Annotated in this window: 22 protein-coding genes; 9 read left to right on the top strand and 13 right to left on the bottom strand. The window is 45.8% G+C overall.

All coding sequences use genetic code 11. The features are described 5' to 3' along the window. Positions 1–219: 219 nt before the first annotated feature. The 5 genes from JZ784_RS09345 (at position 220) to JZ784_RS09365 (ending at position 3,844) form a co-directional block, all read left to right on the top strand. Positions 220–615, top strand: coding sequence for a tetratricopeptide repeat protein (locus JZ784_RS09345; protein ID WP_346314691.1), 396 nt, complete (start codon positions 220–222; stop codon positions 613–615). Then, positions 558–935 carry a tetratricopeptide repeat protein gene (locus tag JZ784_RS09350; RefSeq protein WP_346314692.1) on the top strand — a complete coding sequence of 126 codons (378 nt, stop codon included), beginning with the start codon at positions 558–560 and terminating at the stop codon, positions 933–935. The genes JZ784_RS09345 and JZ784_RS09350 overlap by 58 nt, the downstream gene beginning before the upstream one ends. Before the next feature lie 380 nt (positions 936–1,315). Continuing rightward, positions 1,316–2,659, top strand: coding sequence for an aromatic acid/H+ symport family MFS transporter (locus tag JZ784_RS09355; protein WP_346314693.1), 1,344 nt, complete (start codon positions 1,316–1,318; stop codon positions 2,657–2,659). Between the two features lie 96 nt (positions 2,660–2,755). Further along, a complete protein-coding gene (locus JZ784_RS09360; RefSeq protein WP_346314694.1) occupies positions 2,756–3,523 on the top strand; it encodes a hypothetical protein in 768 nt (255 codons plus the stop codon). Positions 3,524–3,532: 9 nt separating this feature from the next. Further along, positions 3,533–3,844, top strand: a complete 312-nt coding sequence (locus tag JZ784_RS09365; protein WP_346314695.1) for an ankyrin repeat domain-containing protein — start codon at positions 3,533–3,535, stop codon at positions 3,842–3,844. A gap of 271 nt (positions 3,845–4,115) precedes the next feature. On the opposite strand, the gene JZ784_RS09370 is transcribed toward JZ784_RS09365, so the two are convergent. The 6 genes from JZ784_RS09370 to ribF form a co-directional block, all read right to left on the bottom strand. Continuing rightward, positions 4,116–5,156 (bottom strand): TauD/TfdA family dioxygenase, encoded by a 1,041-nt coding sequence (locus tag JZ784_RS09370; protein WP_346314696.1) that lies wholly within the window; start codon positions 5,154–5,156, stop codon positions 4,116–4,118. Between the two features lie 989 nt (positions 5,157–6,145). Further along, complete coding sequence (locus JZ784_RS09375; protein ID WP_346314697.1) at positions 6,146–6,685, bottom strand: NAD(P)H-dependent oxidoreductase; 540 nt, start codon at positions 6,683–6,685, stop codon at positions 6,146–6,148. A 158-nt stretch (positions 6,686–6,843) separates the two neighbouring features. Then, entirely contained in the window at positions 6,844–7,326 is a 483-nt protein-coding gene (locus JZ784_RS09380) for a peptidylprolyl isomerase (RefSeq protein WP_005006540.1), read from the bottom strand. Next, complete coding sequence (gene lspA / locus JZ784_RS09385) at positions 7,319–7,861, bottom strand: signal peptidase II (protein WP_130144283.1); 543 nt, start codon at positions 7,859–7,861, stop codon at positions 7,319–7,321. Before lspA ends, JZ784_RS09380 begins: the two co-directional genes overlap by 8 nt. Then, complete coding sequence (gene ileS / locus JZ784_RS09390; RefSeq protein WP_346314698.1) at positions 7,854–10,700, bottom strand: isoleucine--tRNA ligase; 2,847 nt, start codon at positions 10,698–10,700, stop codon at positions 7,854–7,856. Before ileS ends, lspA begins: the two co-directional genes overlap by 8 nt. 64 nt (positions 10,701–10,764) lie before the next feature. Then, entirely contained in the window at positions 10,765–11,766 is a 1,002-nt protein-coding gene (gene ribF / locus JZ784_RS09395) for a riboflavin biosynthesis protein RibF (protein ID WP_346314699.1), read from the bottom strand. A 209-nt stretch (positions 11,767–11,975) separates the two neighbouring features. Here ribF and JZ784_RS09400 point away from each other — a divergent pair, with 209 nt between their 5' ends. The 4 genes from JZ784_RS09400 (at position 11,976) to JZ784_RS09415 (ending at position 15,070) form a co-directional block, all read left to right on the top strand. Beyond that, entirely contained in the window at positions 11,976–13,112 is a 1,137-nt protein-coding gene (locus JZ784_RS09400) for a TDT family transporter (protein WP_346314700.1), read from the top strand. A 250-nt stretch (positions 13,113–13,362) separates the two neighbouring features. Then, entirely contained in the window at positions 13,363–13,734 is a 372-nt protein-coding gene (locus JZ784_RS09405) for a Rieske 2Fe-2S domain-containing protein (protein WP_346314701.1), read from the top strand. A 48-nt stretch (positions 13,735–13,782) separates the two neighbouring features. Next, positions 13,783–14,016, top strand: a complete 234-nt coding sequence (locus JZ784_RS09410; RefSeq protein ID WP_346314702.1) for a hypothetical protein — start codon at positions 13,783–13,785, stop codon at positions 14,014–14,016. A gap of 487 nt (positions 14,017–14,503) precedes the next feature. Beyond that, a complete protein-coding gene (locus JZ784_RS09415; protein WP_346314703.1) occupies positions 14,504–15,070 on the top strand; it encodes a 5'-nucleosidase in 567 nt (188 codons plus the stop codon). A 75-nt stretch (positions 15,071–15,145) separates the two neighbouring features. Here JZ784_RS09415 and JZ784_RS09420 read toward each other — a convergent pair whose 3' ends face one another. The 7 genes from JZ784_RS09420 to argA all read right to left on the bottom strand — a co-directional run bounded on the left by JZ784_RS09420 (position 15,146) and on the right by argA (position 22,632). Then, complete coding sequence (locus tag JZ784_RS09420; protein ID WP_005006558.1) at positions 15,146–15,766, bottom strand: TetR family transcriptional regulator C-terminal domain-containing protein; 621 nt, start codon at positions 15,764–15,766, stop codon at positions 15,146–15,148. A 372-nt stretch (positions 15,767–16,138) separates the two neighbouring features. Then, on the bottom strand, positions 16,139–16,942 hold the full coding sequence (locus JZ784_RS09425) for an ABC transporter ATP-binding protein (protein WP_005006559.1): 804 nt from the start codon (positions 16,940–16,942) through the stop codon (positions 16,139–16,141). 14 nt (positions 16,943–16,956) lie between these two features. Then, the gene (ssuC, locus tag JZ784_RS09430; protein ID WP_346314704.1) at positions 16,957–17,772 is read right to left on the bottom strand and encodes an aliphatic sulfonate ABC transporter permease SsuC; all 816 of its coding nucleotides are present in this window, start codon (positions 17,770–17,772) and stop codon (positions 16,957–16,959) included. Continuing rightward, positions 17,772–18,941 carry an FMNH2-dependent alkanesulfonate monooxygenase gene (ssuD, locus tag JZ784_RS09435; protein WP_346314705.1) on the bottom strand — a complete coding sequence of 390 codons (1,170 nt, stop codon included), beginning with the start codon at positions 18,939–18,941 and terminating at the stop codon, positions 17,772–17,774. The genes ssuC and ssuD overlap by 1 nt, the downstream gene beginning before the upstream one ends. Positions 18,942–18,978: 37 nt before the next feature. Further along, entirely contained in the window at positions 18,979–19,971 is a 993-nt protein-coding gene (locus JZ784_RS09440; RefSeq protein ID WP_346314706.1) for an aliphatic sulfonate ABC transporter substrate-binding protein, read from the bottom strand. 31 nt (positions 19,972–20,002) lie between these two features. Beyond that, complete coding sequence (locus JZ784_RS09445) at positions 20,003–20,950, bottom strand: sulfonate ABC transporter substrate-binding protein (protein ID WP_346314707.1); 948 nt, start codon at positions 20,948–20,950, stop codon at positions 20,003–20,005. A gap of 329 nt (positions 20,951–21,279) precedes the next feature. Continuing rightward, a complete protein-coding gene (gene argA, locus JZ784_RS09450) occupies positions 21,280–22,632 on the bottom strand; it encodes an amino-acid N-acetyltransferase (protein WP_346314708.1) in 1,353 nt (450 codons plus the stop codon). Between the last annotated feature and the right edge of the window lie 95 nt (positions 22,633–22,727).

Below are 22,727 nucleotides of genomic sequence, written 5' to 3' on the forward strand. Positions count from 1 at the left end.
TCAGAAGTGAAACCTCTTAGCGCTGATGGTAGTGTGGGGTTACCCATGTGAGAGTAAGTCATCGCCAGCTCATTATTCGAAAAACACCCCTAACTCAAGCAGTTAGGGGTGTTTTTTTATGCGAAATAAAAAAATAGGAAATAGTTGCCCGCGGAGAGGCTCGAACGAAGCCTGAAGCTTAATAGTGATATTTATAATGAGTAAGCGATAAGAAAAATGATGAGCAAAAAACGCTATATTGTATTTGTATTAAATCTATTCATTGGAATTCAATATGTATTCGCTGATGTTAATGATGGTTTAATGGCTTATTCTAAAAAAGACTACACAAAAGCTTTTAATGAGTTTGAAGAGTCATCAAGTCAAGGGGATCTTGCAGCGACGCATTATCTAGCAAGTATGTATTATCAAGGATTTGGAATATCAAAAGACCTCAATAAAGCTGTCATTTTATTTGAAAAGTCGGCAAATCAAGGCTATGCGCCATCTCTAGCAAATCTTGCAGTTATGCATGCTAAAGGAAAGGAGATGGAGTTCATCAAAATATGGATCGCGCTTTGGAATATCAAAGCAGGGCAGCTAAAGCTGGTGATGCACAATCTCAATTTCTCTTAGGCCAAATGTATAGGCAAGGAGAATATGTTCAACAGCATTATGAAAAGGCACTTTTATGGTATTTAAAATCTGCAGAACAGTTTTACGTTCCTGCATATAATGAAATTGGCCTTTTATATGCACAGGGGCAAGGTGTAGAAACAGATTATATTATTGCCTATGCATGGATATTTCTGGCTGCGGAAAAAGGGGATAGTGAGGCTAAGTTAAATTTGAAGAATTTCGATCGAATTTTAAATAAATCACAGATAAAAGAAGGGAAAAAAGTTGCAAGATCTATTCTTTCACAGTATGAAAAAAGCATAAAAAGCGTCAAATAAAATCCTATGGTTTGTTTCAATGTATTGGGTATCTGAAATTGTTTCAATTGAAACCAAATTTTGAGTGCTAAAAAAGTGGTTTACTCTGATTTTAAATAGATTTTAGTTAAAAACTTCTTTAAATTTATGTAGATAAATTAAAGATACTTAAAGTTTGATATAAACTTTAAATACTAAAAAATAAGCACGGAAACTCATATTTTGATAAAAGAACAGTATATTTAATTATTATTAAAATCATTAATTTAAGCATATTTTATTTATTTATCCATTTGTCTAATTGTCCATACATTTTGGCCTGCGTATAGTGCGCCAACATTGAGTTTTGCTTAAAAATTCATGTGAAAAATTTGGACAAGTACTCATGGGAGATGAGAACGATGACGACGGATAACTTAGATATAAATTCTATAGTCGATAAGGCGAAATTTACCCCGTTCCACTTCAATGTAGTGGCTTGGTGCTTATTGATTATTTTGTTTGATGGTTACGATTTAGCAATTAACGGCGTTGTTTTACCGTTGTTAATGAAAGACTGGGGTTTAACAGCGATGCAGGCGGGTATGCTTGCAAGCTGTGCTTTAGCAGGGATGATGTTTGGAGCAATGTTCTTCGGCTCATTGGCGGATAAAATCGGCCGTAAAAAAGTCATTATGATCTGCATCGTGCTATTCAGCGGATTAACCTTTGCTGGCGGTTTTGCATCAAACCCAACAGAATTCGCTATTTTGCGATTCCTGGCAGGTCTGGGCATTGGTGGTGTGATGCCAAACCTTGTTGCTTTGACTTCAGAATATGCACCGCAGAAGATGCGCAGTACGCTGGTGACGACGATGTTCAGCGGCTATGCTGTTGGCGGTGTTATGGCTGCTCTATTAGGTTCATGGTTTACGCCTGATTTTGGCTGGCAGATTATGTTCTTTATTGCCGGCATTCCTGTATTTTTATTGCCTGTAATTTGGAAATTTTTACCTGAATCTTTGGCATTTATTGTGAAAGAAAATAAGCAGGACAAAGCGCGCAGCATTGTGAAGCGTTTAGCACCTGAAGTAAAAGTGACGGAGACAACAACATTTTCATTGCCTCAGGAAAGTGTGCCTGAAGCTGCAAACGTGGTGAGTCTGTTCCGCCGCGGCCGTGCAGTGAATACATTGCTGTTTTGGCTGGCGTTCTTTACTTGTTTATTGACCATGTATGCGCTGAGCAGCTGGCTACCGAAACTCATGATGGCGGCAGGCTACTCTATGGACAATAGCTTGATGTTCATGATGGTGATGAACGTGGGTGCTGTAGTGGGTATTGTCGGCGGCGGTATTTTAGCGGACCGTTTCCATTTAAAACCTGTGTTGATGGTTTTGGGTATGATGGGTGCGATTGTCATGAGCTTGATGGGCTTTCAGTCGAATCAGTTCTTGCTTTATATCTTGGTGTTTTTGGCAGGTGCGGCGTCTATTGGTTCGCAAATGCTGCTGTATAGCTATGTGGCGCAGTTCTACCCACTTGCAGTACGTTCGACGGGGATTGGCTGGTCTTCTGCGATTGGCCGTATGGGCGCGATTGTAGGGCCGATTTTGATTGGCGGTTTGCTGGGTATGAACTTACCTGCGCATTTCAACTTTATGGCTGTGGGTTTACCTGTACTGATTACTGCAATTGCGGTCGCACTGATTATGCATGACACTGATACAGACAAAGTAGAAGTGGTGCAGCCTGCTAAAGCTTAAGTTGTGATTCTTTAAAAAGAAAAGCCTCCGAAAGGGGGCTTTTTTATTTTTATGTGTATATTATTATGAGTGAAATCTAATCACAAAAATATTTATATGTACAATTCAAATTTTACCTCAAAGAATAGTCAGGAAGAGAGTAATCGACTCATCTTAGATTTAAAGAGAAGAATAGAAAAAGAGTTTGATACTACTGATTGGAGTGAGATTGGCCTCCTAGTAAATGCTGATCATATTATTAGTAATCATCCAAGGTTGTTAAGAAGTTTGAGTTGGGGGGATGAGGATTATGGGGCTTGTATTATTGATGTTCTTAAGACAATCCGAATAGAGAATCCTCAGAATTTACAAAAAATTAAAGAATATTTAGATCATCGCAGTGGAGATAAAGATGCGTTATATGTATCGAATCAAGTAGCAGAAAAAAAGATCACTTTTTCTCCTTCAGTATTCACAGTACCTGAAGCGAACGTTGAAAATGATCTTGTAGCTGTAATGATGCCTTTTTCAGGTTTTGATAATGTTTATAGTGCTATTAAGAATGCTTCAGAACGAGCTAATCTAAGATGCCTAAGGGCTGATGATATTTGGGATAATAGTACAATTATTCAAGATATCTTTGACTTAATTTTTAAATCTAAAATAGTTATTGTGGATTTTAGTGGTAAAAATCCTAATGTAATGTATGAAACAGGAATTGCTCATACATTAGGTAAATTGGTTATTCCTTTGGCTCAAAGTGTAAATGATATCCCATCTGATATGATTCACCATAGAGCCTTAACCTATTTAAAAAATGGTGAAGGATTGGAACGATTGGAGAATGATCTTTATCAAAAGCTCATTAAGCTAAGTGAAAGTTAGGAAATATATATGCAATTTAATTCTATCTCCCCAATCCCTGAAGACGATGAAGAACTGCATCTGCCTGAACTGGTGTACTGGTCATCTTTAGGTGAACTGGCTGAAGTCGAAAAATCACTAGCTAATGGCACAGACGTAAACTCTGCCGATGAAGAAGGCTATAGTGCACTGCATGCAGCAGCAGAAAATGGCTATTTAGACGTTGTGAAGCTCTTGGTAGAGAAAGGTGCAGATGTGCAGCATAAAACGCAATACACGGCATTAGAGCTTGCAGAAATGGCGGGTAATGATGATGTTGCAGCGTATTTAAAAGGCTTATAAAAGCGGTGACGTGCAGAATAATCATTGATGAAAAAAGAAAACCCCAACATCCTGTTGGGGTTTTCTTCGTATTTCGTGTATTAGGTATAACTCCTGTCGTACCTCACATCCCAGTGCTTAACATTATTTTTCTTGTTGTTATGTTTTGGAAACATCCTGTTTCCTGATAACTGCAGAATAAGCTGATTTGCACAGCCTGCCTAGACGCCGATTTCAGCAGATGATGTAAGCCAAAGCTTACATCACTTTTTAAATCGCTTCAGGCCGTTTTTTAAGCCGCGTAATGATCATCGGCATTAAATACATTCGCTTGAATTTGAATCAGTTTTCGTTTTCCTTGTTCACCATTCATGCGCCAGTGGGCAATTTTCACATTATCCACTAAGGCGACATCACCCTTTTGCCACTGCAGCAGCAAGGCATCCTGATAAAGCGCATTAAAAAACTGCTGCTTTTCGCTGTCGGTCCATTCAATTTGGCTGCCTTGCTGATTGTAAATTTCCCATGTCAGCTGCATGCCGTCTGCGGTAGAGTCAATTTGGATTTCCCCCCGGTTTTCGAAACAGCTTTGAGCCGCCTGATGCGCAAATGAATTGGTATTATTGGCAAAAGCCCAGGGCTGCAGCACCAGTTTTTTGGTTTCAGGATGATGGATCACCAGCGGTGAGCGCTGCAGGGTTAATTTGGCTTTGCGGTCTTTGCGCATTTCAATGCTGAACGGGCTTTTCTTCAGCAGCAGATGGTCGATGGCATTGATTTTACGTGCCGAGACATAAGAAAAATGATTCCATGCGCCTAGGTATTTTTCCTGAGCAGATTTTGGCAAGTTATCCCAAATCTGCTCTAAATTATTGAATCCTGTTTCGGCTAAATAAGTGGAAGGCTCTTGGCAGAACAAGGCAATATACCGCGAACGTTCTGAGCGGACCCCGCCCTCTACATGCGGCCCCTGCACTGAATTTTCTACAGGCCCCAGCTGTACGGTATTGCGGTCAATATAGCGGCGGTAATCGCCTGCACCGAGTATTCCTTCGCTGTATTTTCGCATCCAAGAAGCTGCCCAGCCGGGCATATTGGGATTGAAAGAGTTCCACGGCTGCAGCTGAAAATACTGTTCTATCAGCTGGTGGAACTGTTCAGGCTGGTGAATCTGGAAGCCGCGGAAAAGCAAAATGCCGTATTGATGCAGCTGCTGCATCAATAGTTCGCGGTGCGAGCCAATATATTGCGCTAAGGCGGTACAGGAAGCATGGCTCTCATTTGCGACAAACACCTTGGTGTATTCATTCAAAAATTGCTGATGCAGCTGCATATTTTTTCTCTCGTTGTTTTTATTGTCTGTCCAATTCCATGGAACTGTGCGGGTCAAATTGCAAGAATATTTGGCCTGCGGTTTTTATTTTAGTAAAAGCTGTTTGGATTATAAGGACAGTTTTGCACACGCAGTATAAATTTTGCTGCTGAATTGCCACTTTTACGACCAGCTGCAGCTGGTTTTATTTGCAAAACGCGGTATAGAAAAAAGCCTTAGCAAGAAGCCAAGGCTTTTTCGAATTCATTCAGAAGGCATTTATTCAGTCTGCCTGCAGCATCCCGCTGATTGCATTTTTTCTTTTTATTAAAAGACATCCTGTCTTTATGATTTAACAATAGAAATGTTTTAGTATTAAAAATAGTCGGTTTTCACAGCATACGCTGTAAGTAAATGCGGACAACTGCTGAAACGTTGATGGGGTATAGAACCAAGTTATTGCATTCGAGGGCAGTTATGCGCACATTAGAAAAGAAAAAGCCTCAACATCCTGTTGAGGCTTTTCCGTATTCATTCTAGGTAAAACTCCTGTCGTACCTGTCAGCATCCTGCTGCATTGTTTATTGTTATTTTCTTAAGACATCCTGTCTTGTATGAGTTAAATATAAAAGGAAAAAGATAAAGTGAATAGTGTCTATTTCCCACTGGTGATGTAAGCCAAAACGTACATGAGCTTTTTAAGCCGCGCAGAACTGAAAATCGAGATTTTATACTGTTTTTAAAAGACCGCTTTCAGTTGAAATATGCAGTTTAATTAGACAGTTTTAGAGACTAGAAATAAAAAAGCCTTGGCATCCTGCCAAGGCTTTTTTAGATTCATTCCAGCGGTATAACTCCTGTCGTACCGTACGCATCCAGCGTCTATCCTGCTTATGATTATTGTTTTAGGCTTTCGAGACATCCTGTCTCTGCATACATTCAATGTAAGCTGAATTGCAATGTGTGAAAAGTGGTGATTTCCCCATTCCATGTAAGCTCTGGATTACATCTTATTGCACATATTGAATGAGCTTATCGACGGCAGCCTTAAGGCCTTTTTCATCAAATGGATTCGGTTCAAAGGTGTCGCCAGAGTTGCGTGAAAAAATGTCGCGGATTTCAATCACCGCATTGCTGTCAATCAAGCCCAGCTGGGTTGCCACTTGGCGGATTTGATCAATTGAGCGCGATCCGTTGGTTGCGCCGTACCCGATATAGGCTGCCGGCTTGCCTGCCCATTCTTTGCCAATATAGTCCAGTGCATTCTTCAGGGCAGGGCTGTAGCCGTGATTATATTCAGGGCTGATGAAGATCACAGCATCTGCCTGAGAGATTTTATCCGCCCATTCCTGCTGTTTCGGCTGATCATAAATACCCGTAATTGGCGGATGAGCGCCTGCGAAGAAGGGCAGGTTCCACTCTTTGAGATCGACGATTTCTGTTTGAATAGTGGAGTATCCATAACCCTTAATTGCGCTGTTGACCCAGTTGGCGACTTTAATTGCTGTCCGGCCTTCACGCACGCTGCCCACAATTATATAAATTTTCATCGGTTTTCCTTGTTCGGTATTTTATCTATCAGCCTGTATTTTAAAGTATGATTTTTATCAGGCCGTGCCTATAAGCAAATTGTATCTGCAGCAGGTGAAGTCCGAAATTCGGGCATAAAAAAAAGCCCAAGCAGGGCTTTTTTTTAGAGCAAGCGGTTTTACATCAGTTTTACGCCTTGCTGGCCGGCAGGCGTCACTTTGAATATTTCCACTTCAAAGGTAATGTTTTTACCGGCTAAAGGGTGATTAAAGTCCACTTCGGTAATGTCTTCACCGACCGTTTTAATCACGCCAAACAGGCTTTGCTTCGCTTTATCTTCAAACTCAATCATATGGCCAACTACAGGCGCAGGATCAAATTTGACGGTATCAAATTTTTGCACATTTTCAGCATTCCACGGGCCAAAAGCGTCTTCCGGCGGCAGGCTGACTGTGCGGCGGTCGCCGGCACGCAGGCCAAAGAGCGCTTTTTCAAAGCCAGGCAATAAGCTGCCGTCACCGATCACTAAGCTGACAGGTTCTTCGCGGCTGCGGGTATTGTCAATTTCTACGCCGTTTTCAATAGCAACCGAAAAGTGAAGCTCCACTTTGGCGCCGTCTTCAATACGGGTTTCTTCGTTTGGATTAATAAAATCAGTCATTTTTTTGCGCTTCCGCACGTTGAATACGCTGCTTCTCTAGGAAGAAGGTATCAATCAGCAATAAGATGGTGCCAAGGGTAATGGCACTGTCTGCAATATTAAAAGCAGGAAAGTGGCTGTTGTTGTAATACACGTGAATAAAGTCCACGACATAGCCCAATGACATGCGGTCAATCAGGTTGCCGATTGCGCCGCCTAAAATCAGCGCAATTGCAATCGGGAGGATCTTCACAGTTTTTGGCATACGCATCAGCCAAAATACAAAAATTACAGACACTAAACCTGCCAGTGAAGTAAAGAAATAACGCTGCCATCCGCCGGCATCGGACAAGAAACTAAAGGCTGCGCCATAGTTATGAAGTAATGTCCAATTTAAAAAGGGCAGTACAGGCACAGGATCTGCGTAGTTCAGATGCGTGCTGGCAATATGCTTGGTCCATTGATCCAAAATAATCGCAACAATGGATAAGCCCACCCACACTAAATTGTGCGGGTAGAATTGGAACAAGCCCTTTTTTTCTTGCGGATTAGGCATATTTTCTCTCTTCGCCTTGACCTGTAGGAAGGTTAATAATACAACGAGAACAAAGGCCTGGATGTTCATGATGTGTATTCACATCCGGCAGAACATGCCAGCAGCGCGCGCATTTTTCACCGTCAGCAGCCGATACTTTTACGCGTAAACCTTCAAGGTCAGATTCATTGCCTTGCGCTGCGTCAAATGTGTTGACCAGCACTTGAGAGGTAATGAGGACGAAACGAAGCTCATCGCCTAGGCGGTCAAGAACAGTTTTCAGTTCTTCAGATGCCCAAAGCTCTACTTTCGCAGACAGGTTGGAACCGACTGTTTTCTCATTACGCGCAGCTTCAATGTGCTTGTTCACTGCAGATTTCACAGCAATCAGGGTTTGCCATTCTGCTTCAGAAACCACGTTTGCAGCCGATGCTGCAGGAATGTCATACCACTCCGCAGTAAAGACATATTTCTCTGACTGCTCAGGAATCAGCGGCCAAGCTTCTTGCGCTGTGAAGCTCAAGATTGGCGCCATCCAGCGCACAAAGGCCTGAACCAAATGATACAGCGCTGTTTGCGCAGAATGGCGCGCTGCAGAATCCGCTTTGGTGGTGTACTGACGGTCTTTAATGATGTCGAGGTAGAAACCGCCCAAGTCATTAATACAGAAATTGGTCAAGGCATTGGTGACGATATGGAAGTTCATATCTTCATAGGCTTGCTGAATGGTTTTCTGTACGTCAGCCGCGCGCTGCAGGATGTATTGATCAAGCGCGATCAATTGATCTACAGGAAGCGCGTCTGTTGATGGCTTGAAGCCATTTAAGTTGGCCAGCAAGAAACGAAGCGTGTTACGGATGCGGCGGTAACCGTCAGATGCGCGGCTGAAGATTTCTTTACCTGCCGTCATTTCATAACGGTAGTCGGCAGATGCAATCCAGAAGCGTAAACCGTCTGCACCCATGTCTTTAATGATGTCTTGCGGGGTAATGATGTTACCCAAAGACTTCGACATCTTGCGGCCTTTCTCATCCACCACGAAGCCATGCGTTAACAAGCCTTTATACGGTGCACGTTCATTGATCGCAATAGAAGTTAAAAGCGAAGACTGGAACCAGCCGCGGTGCTGGTCTGAACCTTCTAAGTACAGGTCAGCAGGGTCGGTGAGTTCTTCACGTTCACGCAGTACCGCATAGTGGGTTGTACCAGAGTCGAACCATACGTCTAGGGTATCGCGTACCGCATTGTATTGTTCAGCATCAGCACCGATAAATTCCGCAGCATCGCGGTTATACCAGCCGTCAATGCCTTCCTGTTCAATCAGCTTTGCCACTTCTTCGATCAGTTCAGGAGTACGCGGATGAAGCTCATTGGTGTCTTTATGCACGAAGAATGGAATCGGCACGCCCCATGTACGTTGACGTGAGATACACCAGTCAGGACGACCTTCGATCATCGCTTGAATACGGTTTTTACCCCAATCCGGCACGAAGCTGATGTCATTTTCAATTGCGTTTAACGCATTTTGACGTAAGCCTTGCGCATCCATGCTGATGAACCATTGCGGGGTTGCACGGAAGATAATCGGCGTTTTATGGCGCCAGCAATGCGGGTAGCTGTGTTTGATTGGCACATGCGCCCAAAGCTTATTGCTTTCAGACAAGGCAGTAATAATTTGAGGATTGGCTTTGTAGATGTGTTCACCGGCAAAAATTGGCGCAGTGGGCAAATACACGCCGTTGCCGCCCACAGGGTTGTCCACTTTCAAGTTGTAAAGCAGGCCCACTTTGTAGTCGTCCACACCATGGCCAGGCGCCGTATGCACTGCGCCGGTACCGCTGGTGGCAATCACATGCTCACCTAGAATCACCGGCACTTGACGGTCGCCAATCAGCGGATGCTGCAGCACTAAGTTTTCAAGTTTGCTACCTGTGAAGTCTGCAAGAACTTCTACCGATGTGAAGCCATAACGCTCAGTCGCAGATTCAACTAAATCTTTGGCCAAGATGAAGTTTTGCGGTTCTTTATCGTCACCGCGCGCTTTGACCAATTGATACTCAATATCTGCATGCAGCGCCACGGCTTGGTTGGCCGGCAGCGTCCAAGGCGTGGTTGTCCAGATCACGACATCCGTCGAATCGCTAACGCTAACGCCTAGACGTGCAGATAAATCGGCAAGGTCTACAACTGTAAAGCCGACATCAATCGCATCTGATTTTTTGTCTTCGTATTCAACTTCAGCTTCTGCCAATGCTGAACCGCAGTCCAGACACCAGTTCACAGGCTTCAGGCCCGGTTCGATATGGCCTGCTTTAGCAATTGCGCCAAGCGAGCGCACAATGTCCGCTTCCTGCTTGAAGTTCATGGTCAGGTAAGGCTTGTCCCAATCCCCGAACACGCCCATGCGCACGAAGTCTTTTTTCTGTAATTCGACTTGAGTATAGGCATATTCGCGGCAGGCTTTACGGAACGTAGAGGCATCCACTTTAACGCCGACTTTGCCGACTTTTTCTTCGACTTTCAGTTCAATCGGCAGGCCATGGCAGTCCCAGCCTGGAACGTATGGCGCATCAAAACCGTCCATCACACGGCTTTTGATGATGATGTCTTTTAAAACTTTATTAACCGCGTGACCTAAATGAATTTGACCATTGGCGTAAGGAGGGCCGTCATGAAGCACATATTTTTTCTTGCCAATACGCGACGCGCGAATCTGCTGATAAATGTTGTCGGCATACCACTCTTCCAACCATTTCGCTTCACGTACTGCGAGATTTGCTTTCATTGCAAATTCAGTACCTGGGAGGTTTAGCGTGGCTTTATAATCCACTGCATTTTCAGGAGTTTGCTTATCGCTCATGCAAGTTGTCTTCCAATTTAATCAGCTGTTTGGCTGACGCGTTTTACATAAATAATTTGGGATATTAAAAGGGGAACTGGGGGTGATTCCGGCGGAACTCAAGCAGCTTTTCCACATCATCATCAATTCCGGCTTTTAAGGCTTCAAGCGAAGGGTAGTTCTTTTCGCCGTGTAAATAGTTTAAGAACGTCACCCGCATTAACAGGCCATACAGATTAGCAGAAACATCAGGAAAATGTACTTCTAATCGCCATGCAGGATGTTCCTGCTGAATGGCTGGACGGGTGCCGGCATGGCCTGCGCCAAATAAGGCGCTGGGTTCATAGCCGGCAATGCCGGTTTTATCTGGGCATTCAGATTTAACTTTATCTTTTAAAGATTCAGTTTCGCACATCACTTCCACGCCATAAATGCCATGCAGGCAAGGCTTGTGGCGGTTTAAGCGCACATTGATGGTTGGAAAATCAATGGTGCGGCCAATCTGGTCGCCGTATTGCACACGTCCAGTAATACTGTAAGGACGGCCCAAGAGTTTAGCAGCATGCGCCAAATCGCCTTCCTGTAATGTTTTACGGACTAGGGTTGAACTGACGCGTTCACCGTCTACTTCAATATTTTGCAGATCTTCGACATGAAAACCGTAGTTGCGTAAAAACGCGCTGTTGCCTTGGCGGTTTTTGCCAAAATGATGATCTTCGCCGAGTACAAGGCTCTGCGTATTCAGTTTTGTTTTTAAAATTTCGGCAAATTCTTCGGCACTGAGGCTACGAAAAGCATTATCAAATTTAGCAACGACAATATAGTCCACGCCTAATTCACTAAGGTATTCAACTTTTTCACGCAATGAGCTGATGCGCGGCGGTGCTTCATAGCCTTTGAAATATTCCAGCGGCTGCGGTTCAAAAATCATCACCGCCGTTTTTAAATTCTGCTGCTGCGCAAGGGCCTGAAGCTGGCTGATCATGGCTTGATGACCCAAATGTACCCCATCAAAATTGCCAATGGTCACAGCAGTTTTGGGTAATTGAGAATCAGGCGCTAAAGCATTCAGGCGGAGCAGCTTCATGGGCGAATTAATACGTTGAAAATTTGTAAGGGCTATATATTGCCATATTCTCACAGTTTCGTCTTGCTGTTGTGTTTTTACTCAATATTTTTATTTTTATAAAAAGTTTTAAATAAGTAAAATTTATAACATTAACAAAAATAAATCAGTTTTACTTATTAATGCACTGCTTTAAAATAAGCTGAATTACTTTTGAAGAGCAGAATATGATGAAAAAGCCATTTTATCAGCTGGCGCAAAAGCAGGATTTAATCCGCCATTTTACCCCAAATTGGTTCACTGTCGTGATGGGTACGGGCATTTTGGCGGTTATTTTGCCAGAATTTCCATTTGCCAAACACTTGCTGTGGCAGTTGGGCGCATCGCTATGGCATCTGAATACGCTGCTCTTCTTGGTGTTTTCTGCATTGTATGCTGCGCGTTGGCTGCTGTATCCGCAGGAAGCCAAACAGATTTTTAATCACCCCGTAATGTGCCTGTTTTTAGGTGCCATTCCTATGGCGCTGGCTGCAGTGTTAAATGGTCTATTGAAATTTGGCTTGCCGCTATATGGTGAGGTTGTGCTTAATCTGGCTGAATATTTATGGTATGCAGACGCACTTTTGGCGCTGGTGATTGCATGGGCGGTCCCATTTTTGATGTATAGCCGTCAGAAGCATGTATTGCACAGTATGACTGCGGTGTGGCTGCTGCCTATTGTGGCGTGTGAAGTAGCCGCTGCTTCTGGTGCTTTGCTGTTGCAGCATCTGCCCGCAGCTATGCAGAGTGTATATATTCTGCTGAGCTGTTATGTGCTTTGGGGTATTTCTGTATTGCCTGCCTTTGCCGTGCTCACCATTTTGATGCTGCGTTTGGCACTGCACCAGCTGCCATCTAAGGATATGGCCATCAGCAGCTGGCTGGCGTTGGGACCTATTGGTACAGGAGCATTGGCCTTGCTGCTGTTAGGTGTTGAGGCACCGCGGATTTTGGTGCTTAGCGCATGGGGCGCTGCAGGCATGTTTTTGCAGCAGGCGGGTTTTCTAGCGGCACTCATGCTGATTGGTTTTGGGCTTTGGTGGCTCGGTATTGCCGTACTGACCTCTTTAAAACATGCCGCTGCAGATTTGCCCTTTAACTTAGGATGGTGGGGCTTAACTTTCCCCTTAGGTGTATTTACGCTTGCCGTGCTGAATTTGGCGGTGCAAACCCAATTACCTGCAGTTTATGGCTTTGCTTATATCTTGGCTGCAGTGCTGGCCTTGCTGTGGGGCATTGTGCTGAGTAAAACAGTGAAAGGCTTTTACCAAGGGCAGCTAATTGTTTCTCCTTGTTTAAAAGCCTATTTGGAACATCGCACGGATTGATGTCAGCATCGCGTCATCTAGAGCCTGCTTTTCTTTATATTCTTTAGAATATTGAGCGGAAAAGCAGGCTTTTTGCTGTATCAGGGCAGTGAGCGATTGACCGAATTTGCACAATTTATAATCTTTGCGCTATTTAGCATTTTTTTGAAGCTGATACACTGCGGCTATGCTTTTGGCAAAGCTGGATAATGCCGAAGAATAAAAACAATGAATCAATAAAAAATGGACTCAAAATTTAAGGCTTAAAACAATGTGTAAAAAAACTCGATTTTGGGATGAGGCCCAAGGATTGCTGGAAGAATGGTATGTGGCCTGTACATCAAAAGAACTTCAAGAAAATCAGCCTTATGCCGCCACCATTTACGGTAAAAATATTGTGCTATTTAGACAAAAAAATGGTCAAGCTGCGGCATTGCTGGATCAATGCGTACATCGCAGTGTACCACTGTCTGCCGGCAGTATGAAAGATGGCTGTGTGCGCTGTCCGTATTATGGCTGGTCGTATCAGGGTGATGGTCATGTTGCGCATATTCCCAGTGTGAATGGCAAATTTTTCCCTGAAAAGCCACATCCGTTTAAACAGCGCAGTTTTGATGTCTGTGAACAGGATGGCGTCATTTGAATCTATTTAGGCGAAAAGCCTGCGTCGGAACGTCCTGAGGTTTTTAAATTGCCTTTTTATGACCGAGACGGCTGGGTCAGCTATTACATGGCTGGCACCTATGACGGAGAAATGGGCGCAGTGGCGCAAAATATTATGGATGTCACCCATACCATATTTGTGCATGAAGGCTGGTTCCGTTCTGAGTCAGGTAAACAGGTGGATGCCACCATAGAGGTTGAAGCGCGCAAAGTGGTGGTGGAATATCATGATCATGAGGCGGATGTGGGCATGATGCCTTGACTGACCAACCCGCATGGCGCTGAGCAAGTCCACCGCGACAGCTATATTGCGCCGAATATCACCTCGGTCAAATATCATGGGGCGACTCGTCCGATATGGTATTTAACAGTTTGATTACGCCAGCAGGCGCTTATGAGCCGCGGGTATATGCTTGCAGCTGCAAATTTCCGATTTCGCGCTTGATGTTAAAGGCGCTGCGGCCTGCCGTGAATGCTTATATGGATGGTGAATCATCAGGATATTCAAATCCTGTCGGCCCGCCACAAAGGTTTGGAAGGCGCCAATCACGCATCAGCATCGTGTGTGCGGCGATATGGCGCTGGAAAAAATCATTCAATGGCTGCGCAATGATCAGCCCGTGACGGCGTCGCTTCTGGGCAAGCGCCCTATGCAATTTAAAATCTCGCCGAATGATAAAGAGTGAATCAATTAAGGCGGGCTTTGCGTATTTATGCTATATGCATGCAATACAGAAGCGGAGATGCATATGAGCCAGGAATTTGCCTTAATGATGGCGCTGCCGAATGAGTCTAAAGGCCTATTTGAACAGGCAGGCATTGAGGTGCACTACAGCGGTATAGGTAAAGTGAATGCGGCCTTTAAAGCCTTTGAGGTGATTCAAAAAACCGGCTGCAAGGTCTTGCTGAATTTGGGCACGGCAGGCAGTTCGCACTTTAATGCGCATGCGCTGGTTGAAGTTACGCAATTTGTGCAGCGCGATATGGATGTGTCGCCGCTGGGTTTTGCTGTTGGCGTGACGCCGATGGATGATGATCATCCTGCAGAAATCCGTTTAGACAGCTATTTTCAGCATTTGCCGCAAGGTATTTGCGGGACAGGGGACAGTTTTGAAATTGGCCAGCCCAAAGTGCCGTGCAATTTAGTGGATATGGAAGGCTATGCGATTGCCAAGGTCTGCAGGAAGCTGGGAGTGCGTTTGGTATCCGTAAAATATATTACTGATGGCGCGAATGAGACTGCGCATTTGGATTGGGAAGAAAATTTGCTGCTGGGCGCCAGGAAATTGCTTGAAATTTATCAGATGGTAAAATAAAAGCTTAATAAAAAAAGAATTCGGCGGCCATAGATCAACTATGGCCGTATGCCAAATTTCTGCATGGGGCAGAAATTATTTTTCGCTGCGGGGAATTGCGCCGTAAAGCATCATATGCACTGTATGCTGAATCACGCGCTGCACCATGCTGCGGTTACGCAAGGTTTTGCCGGTTACCATTTCCATTTGCGTTGCAAAATCTGCATAGTTTTGGGTAATAGCCCAAATATTCAGAATAAACAATTCCGGGTCAATTTCTTTTGAAATTTTGCCTTGCTCTTGCCACATCGCAATGACTTTGGCTTTACGCTTGACTAATTTCTTTAAAGGCCCTTTTAGAATTTCAAGAATATGCGGCGCGCCTTGAATGACTTCCAGTGCAAATAAACGGGAAGCTTTAGGCTGTGTGCGCGAAACTTCAATCTTCTGCATCAAATAGTTGGTGATGGCTTCTTCGGGTTCTAATTCGGCTTCCAGCATTTGCAGCGGCGCAAGCCATTTTTGCAGCACTGTCGTCAAAACCTCAACGTACAGCGCCTCTTTATTTTCATAATAATAGAAAATATTGGATTTATGCATTTCTGCAATTTGCGCGATTTCGTCTAGGCTGGCGCCATTAAAACCGTATAGGGAAAAAACGTCCAGCGCAGCATTTAACAGCTGATGCCGTTTTTGTGTACTCTTTTTTTGTTCCATTAGCACTCTAAAACATGAAAAAAAAGGGGAATGGGCAATTGTACGGCAAATCATCAGATTTGTGCATAACCAAAGCTTGTCATTTTATGACTTATGATGATTTATTTTTTAGATTGCCATTTAAAATCATGATGATATTTGGAATTAAATCAAATTAGAAAATATAGATTGAAAATTGAGATGTATTTTGTGGATTTAGAGGCAACCAGATAAGGAAATTGAGATTCTTAAGCACTTTAAAAGTGCGAATAGCGGGTATTCATGGTCATTTCTCTAATTCAAATGTTATCCGTCGGAATAATGCATTTGAGATCCATTGGCTCGAAAAAATGCACGAACCATTGATCATGCATTTTTTCGGCTGGGCCGATTTTAGGTGGCTAAAACGGCATTTAAGACGCGCTGTTCAAGTTCTGAAAAGTCGATATTTTTTTTGCGTGGACGTGGAAGCTTAACGTCGAATTGCTGTGCAATATGGCCTTTATCCAGCAAGATAATTCGGTCTGCAAGCTGTACCGCCTCACTGACATCATGCGTCACCAAAATGGCCGTAAATCCTTGCTCCGTCCACAGCTTTTCAATCAGATTCTGCATGTCTAAACGGGTCAGCGCATCCAGTGCGCCTAGCGGCTCGTCCAGCAGCAAAATGCGCGGCTTATGCGAAAGGGCGCGGGCTAAAGCCGTCCGCTGGCGCTGGCCGCCAGAGAGCTGAGATGGCCACAGGCCAGCTTTTTCTTTCAGGCCGACTTTTTCCAGCATGGCGGAAGCATTGCCATGCGCATCCTTTGGCAAGCCTAACTGCACATTCTGCTCAATGCTGCGCCATGGCAGCAGGCGCGGATCCTGAAACATTACGCGGATGTCGTCAGCGCTGATGCCTTCGCGGATATGCCGTGCTGATTTGAACTTAATTTCGCCGTAGCTTTGTTTTTCCAAGTCCGCAATGAGGCGGAGCAGGGTGCTTTTTCCGCAGCCGCTGCGGCCGACAATCGCCAAAAATTCGCCTGGCTGAATGTGCAGGTCTAAATCTTCCAGCACTTTGACGCTGCCGTAAAATTTATGCAGCTGTTCGATAATAATTTCAGCACCCAGCACCGCATGCGGGTTGATATCTGCTGCGGGGGCGGTTGGCGCCGTATTGCCGCCGGCATGACGGCCTAGGCTTAAATCAGTCATTTCATGCTCCTTGATTACTTTTGATAGCCTGAATGCCAGCGCAGCAGGTATCTTTCTAAAGCGACTGCCAGTACGTCCGCCAGTTTGCCCAGCAGGGCGTACAGCAGAATGCCGACAAGAACGATGTCCGTCTGCAGAAATTCACGGGCATTCATGGTCATATAGCCGATGCCTGCCTGTGCTGAAATCGTTTCAGCCACAATCAGCAGCACCCAAACCAAGCCCAGTGAAAAACGCAGGCCGACCAGAATGGAGGGCATAGCGCCAGGCAGAATAATTTCTTTATACAGCTGCCAGCGGTTTAAGCCATAGCTTTTGCCCATTTCAATCAGCTGCGGATCGACCGAGCGGATGCCATGATAGGTGTTGATGTAAATGGGAAAGAAAACGCCGATTGCCACCAAAAACAGCTTGGCGCTTTCATCAATGCCAAACCATAAAATCACCAGGGGAATCAGCGCCAGCGCTGGGATGTTGCGGATCATCTGCAGGGTGGTATCCAGCAAATTGGAGGCAATTTTGGAAGAGCCATTCAGCAGCCCCAAAAGCAGGCCTAAGCCGCCGCCAACCAATAAGCCTATTAAGGCGCGTCCGGCGCTGACTTTGACATGGCGCCAAAGCTCGCCGCTGACCAGCAAATGCCAAAATGCAGTGACCACAGCGCTGGGTGCAGGCAGGATCCGGCTTTGCAGTAAACCTGTGGCAGAGGCAATTTGCCAGATCAAGATGAGTGCAATTGGAAACAGCCAAGGCAGCAAGCGCTGCCCGAACTGTGTTCCACGTGAAACCCGTTTTTCCTGAAGGGTTTCAGCCGAAACTGTTTTGGACATTAAGCCGGCTCCTTAATTTTCTTCTTGTTTTCATCCGGCGTGTAGTTGTTGGCGACAATCTCGCCGAATGGGCCAGTCAGGTTCGGCTGGGCCAGTTTTTTCTGTGTTTCCAGCGGCAGCAGCGGGAAGACCAGCTCTGCAAAGCGGATCGATTCTTCCAAATGCGGATAGCCTGAGAAAATAAAGGTGCTGATGCCTAAATCTGCATATTCCTGAATGCGCGCAGCGACTGTTTCTGGATCACCGACCAATGCCGTGCCTGCGCCGCCGCGGACTAAGCCTACGCCCGCCCAAAGATTTGGTGATACTTCGAGTTTGCTGCGGTCACCATTATGCAGTTCGGCCATGCGGCGCTGCCCGACGGAGTCCATGGTTTTGAATTTGGCCTGCGCCGCTGCAATGGTCGCATCATCCACATATTGGATCAGCTCATCTGCCGCTTGCCATGCTTCTTCAGTGGTTTCACGCACAATCACATGCAGGCGGATTCCATAGTTCAGCTCACGGCCTTTGGCTTCGGCTTTGGCTTTCACCACGGCAATTTTTTCCTTAACTGCTGCCGGCGGCTCACCCCAAGTCAGGTAGGTGTCGACCTGCGAAGTGGCCAGCTCAATGGCGTCATCAGATGAACCGCCAAACCACAGCGGCGGATACGGCTGCTGAATCGGCGGGTACAATAGTTTTGCATCATCGACGCTTAAGCGTTCGCCGTGAAAAGTAAAGCTTTCCCCTGTATGCGAACGGCTTAAAATTTCACGCCAGATTTTGACGTATTCATTGGCTGTTTTATAACGGGTTGCATGGTCTTCATAAACCCCGTCACCCTGCAGTTCTTTTTCATCGCCGCCTGTGACTAAGTTCAGCAGCACGCGGCCGTTGGATAGGCGGTCAAAGGTTGCCGCCATGCGTGCAGCTAAAGCTGGAGTGGTCACGCCAGGGCGCAGCGCGACTAAGAATTTTAAGCGTTTAGTGGCATCAATCAGGCTGGCCGCGGTCAGCCAAGGATCTTCACAAGAACGTCCCGTTGGAATCAGCACGCCTTCATAGCCCAGATTATCAACGGCAACTGCAATCTGCTTCATATAGGCGTGATCAACTGTGCGCGCGCCTTTGCTTGTGCCTAAGTAGCGGCTGTCGCCATGTGTCGGGATAAACCAGAAAATTTTCATGTGAAGTTCCTTAAATTAAAATGATCTTGCTCGGTGATCAATGCGTAGGAGGTGTCCAGACAATCGGCTGGATTTCAAGTTTGCTGGGGATCAGTCCCAATTTCTGAAACTCATCGGCAATGTTTTGCTGCGCCTGAACGACTTCAGGGCTTAATGGATTAATCGGCGCGGGCTTAACGCGGCGTTCAAAGGCTTTTTTTGCGACTTCAGGCGCTAAGCCTGTATTTTTTTGGTAGATGCCTAGCGCCACTTGCTGATGGCTGACAATCCACTGATCCGATTGATTCAGGGCTTTTAAAATGCGGGATGTGGCATTTGGATGCGCTGAGATAAATTTAGGGTTGGCGACATAAAAAGCATAGGTCTTGTCAAAATCACCGGTTTGGGTAATAACGCGGGCATGGCCTTGCACCTCTGCCGCGGCAAGGAATGGGTCCCAAATCGCCCAAGCATCCACGGACTTTTTATCAAAGGCTGCGCGGGCATCGGCAGGCGGCAGCCAAATGGGCTGAATATCGGTCCACTTTAAGCCCGCTTTAGCTAAAATTTTGGAGAGGAATTCATGCGCATTGGAGCCTTTTTGCAGGGCAATGCGTTTGCCTTTTAACTGGCTGATGTTTTGAATGGGGCTTTGCGGCGGAACCACCAGCGCCAAGCTTTGATCGCCATAGACTTCGTAGCCCGCATAATTCAGGTCTTTGCCTGCCGCTTGCGCAAAAATAGGCGGGGTATTGCCGACAGCGCCATAATCAACAGCGCCGACAGCCAGCGCTTCCAGCAGCTGCGGGCCGGCAGGAAACTCTTTCCACTCGACTTCAGCATGCGGGAATTGCTGTTCAATGAATTTTTCGTCACGCGCCACCAGCAGCGTCAGAGAGGACTTTTGAAAGCCTATCGAAACTTTTTTGATTTCATCCTGAGAAGCTGTTTCGGTATCCGGTTTTTGCACAGCTTGCTCTTTTTGGCAGGCGCTGAGCGCGAGGCTCAGCGCGACAAGTCCAACGGAGCTTATGGTTTGAATGCGCTTCATCGTAATACCTGCTTATTTTATAAATAGATCGTTATTTAATAATGGCCGCATCTATATTGAGCTTTTGCGGAATTAATTTTTGTTCGAAGAAAGCGTCAGCCACCTGCTGCTGATGCTTGATGATTTCTGGCGCTAAAGGGGTGACGCCAAAGCCCATGCGGGAAATAGAAGTTCTCAGTACTTTAAAATCCAGCCCTGTCGGCTTTTCCAGCAATTGGGCCGCTTCGTCCTGATGTGCTTCCACCCATTGCGTTGAAAGGTTCAGTTCGTTGACTACGGCTTGAATCACTTGCGGATGCGCTTCGGCAAACTTGCGGTCTGCCAGATAGAATTGGTAGTTGTTGACCAGCTTTTCGCCATCTGCAAGCACGCGCGCGCCAATTTGATGTTCTGCCGCAGACAGGAACGGATCCCAAATCACCCATGCATCCACTGCGCCTTTTTCAAAGGCGGCGCGGGCATCAGAAGGAGGAAGGTAAACCACCTCAATATCGCTGAGTTTTAAACCGTGGGCTTCCAGTACTTTCAGCAGCAGATAATGCACATTTGAGCCTTTATTCAGGACCACACGCTTACCTTTTAAATCGGCCACGGACTGAATCTTGGAATCTTTCTGCACGATCAGCGCTTCCGCTTTGGGCGCTGCTGGCTGATTCGCCACATAGACTAAATTTGAATTGGCGGCCTGTGCAAAAATCGGCGGCGCTTCACCTGATTCACCAAAGACCACGCTGCCGACATTTAAGCCTTCCAGCAGCTGCGGGCCGGCAGGGAACTCGACCCATTTCACGTTGACATTTTGCTTTTTCAGCGCTGTTTCCAATACGCCGCGCTCTTTTAAAATCGGCAGCATGCCATATTTTTGATAGCCGATATTTAAGGTCACGGCTTGTTCGGCTTCTTGCTTGGAGCAGCCAGTGAGCATCATTACAGCCGCAACTGAAGACAGAACCCAAAATTTTGTGCGGCGAATGCTCATGGCGGTGTATTCCTGACTGAAAATATTCATGATTTGACAGGGAATACGGTAATGATTTTTCTTTTTCGGAAAAAATAAGAAAAAATTCATTTATCATGAATAAAAAAGATAAATCAAAAAGTGCAAAGCTTATGTGTTTTTAAGCATTATCAAGCCGGGAATTGAGATGGATATGAATTTATAAATGAATGAAAAATATATATAAATTTGAAAAATCATAAATAGGGGCCGCGAGAGTCAGCCGAGAGCGGATATGAATTTTTTTTCTTGCTGAATTTTTTCGCATAAGCATATTTAAAATTTAGCTATGCAGGCATTAAAAAACCGCATTAAAGCGGTTTCTTGCACACCATAGAGCTGCGCTGATAATTGTACAGCGCTTGCCTTGCATTGGGCAGTTCATCGACGCTGGCCTGCTCAAAGCCCTGCTCTAAGAACCAGTGTGCGGTCCGTGTTGTTAAAATAAACAGCTGCTGAATGCCCAGAGCGCGGGCTTTTTCTTCTAAATAATGCAGAATCTGGCTGCCGCGGTTGGATTTTCGGTAACTCGGATGCACAGCAACGCAGGCAATTTCTGCGGAACGCAATTCGCCTTCAGCGGTTGGAATCGGGTATAGGGCCGCACAGGCTAAAATGGTGCCGTCGCGTTCAATGACCGCAAATTGATCGATTTCATTTTCCAAGCGCTCCCGTGAGCGGTAGACCAAAATGCCTTCTTCTTCCAGCGGGCGCAGCAGGCTGATCAGGCCGCCGACATCCTGAATATTGGCCGTGCGCACTTCTTCATAGTGCGCATTGGTGATCATGGTGCCGGAACCGTCGCGGGTAAACAGCTCTTCGACCAGCGCGCCGTCGTAAGCATAAGAGATCAGATGCACACGGTGCACGCCTTGCAGCGAGGCAGTCTTTGCGCCCTGCAGATGCAGCGCAATATCCGGATTGGAATCCTGATACTGCAGAATATGGCGGTCCAGCTGATGCGGCGCGACTTCACGCTGCAATTGCCCATGCTCATTCAGCAGGCCATGCTGCTTGCCTAAAAAAATTAATTTATCCGCTTTCAGGCTGATGGCGGTTTTGGTGGCGACTTCTTCAGCCAGCAGATTAAATACTTCGCCAGTTGTGGAATAGCCTGTTGGGCCAAGCAATACAATATTTTGACTGTTTAAATGGCGCTGAATGGCATCGGTATCTACGGAGCGGACTTCACCGGACAGCTGAAAATCAATGCCGTCGCGGATGCCGTAAGGCTTGGCTGTAATCAGATTGCCGGAGACGACATCAATGCGCGCGCCGTACATGGGGGAGTTGGCCAGTCCCATAGAGAGCAGGGCTTCAATTTGCAGGCGGATCGAGCCGGAAGCGCTCATGACCGCGCCTAAGGATTCGCGTGTGGTGATGCGGCGGTGATTGTGAAACGGCGTCTGCAGCTGGCTGGCTTTTAAGTTCTGATTAATCTGCGGCCGCGCGCCATGCACCAGAATCAGCCGGATGCCTAAAGAATGCAGCAGCGCAATGTCATGAATAATATGCTGAAAGTTTTCATGCTGCACCGCTTCGCCGTCAAACATGAGGACAAAAGTTTTGCCGCGGTGGGCATTGATATAGGGTGCAGAATGCCGAAACCAATGCACATATTGCAAAGTTGTGCTGTCTGTTGGTTCTATCGGATTCATCTGCATGCTGATCTCAAAATTGAAATGTCTTTTAGATTCTAATCAAAAATCGGCAGGCTGACAGAAGAATTATGCTTTTCGCAGCAAAAAACCGCCTGAAT

It is taken from the genome of Acinetobacter sp. CWB-B33, from assembly GCF_039655955.1.
Taxonomy (GTDB): Bacteria; Pseudomonadota; Gammaproteobacteria; order Pseudomonadales; family Moraxellaceae; genus Acinetobacter; species Acinetobacter bouvetii.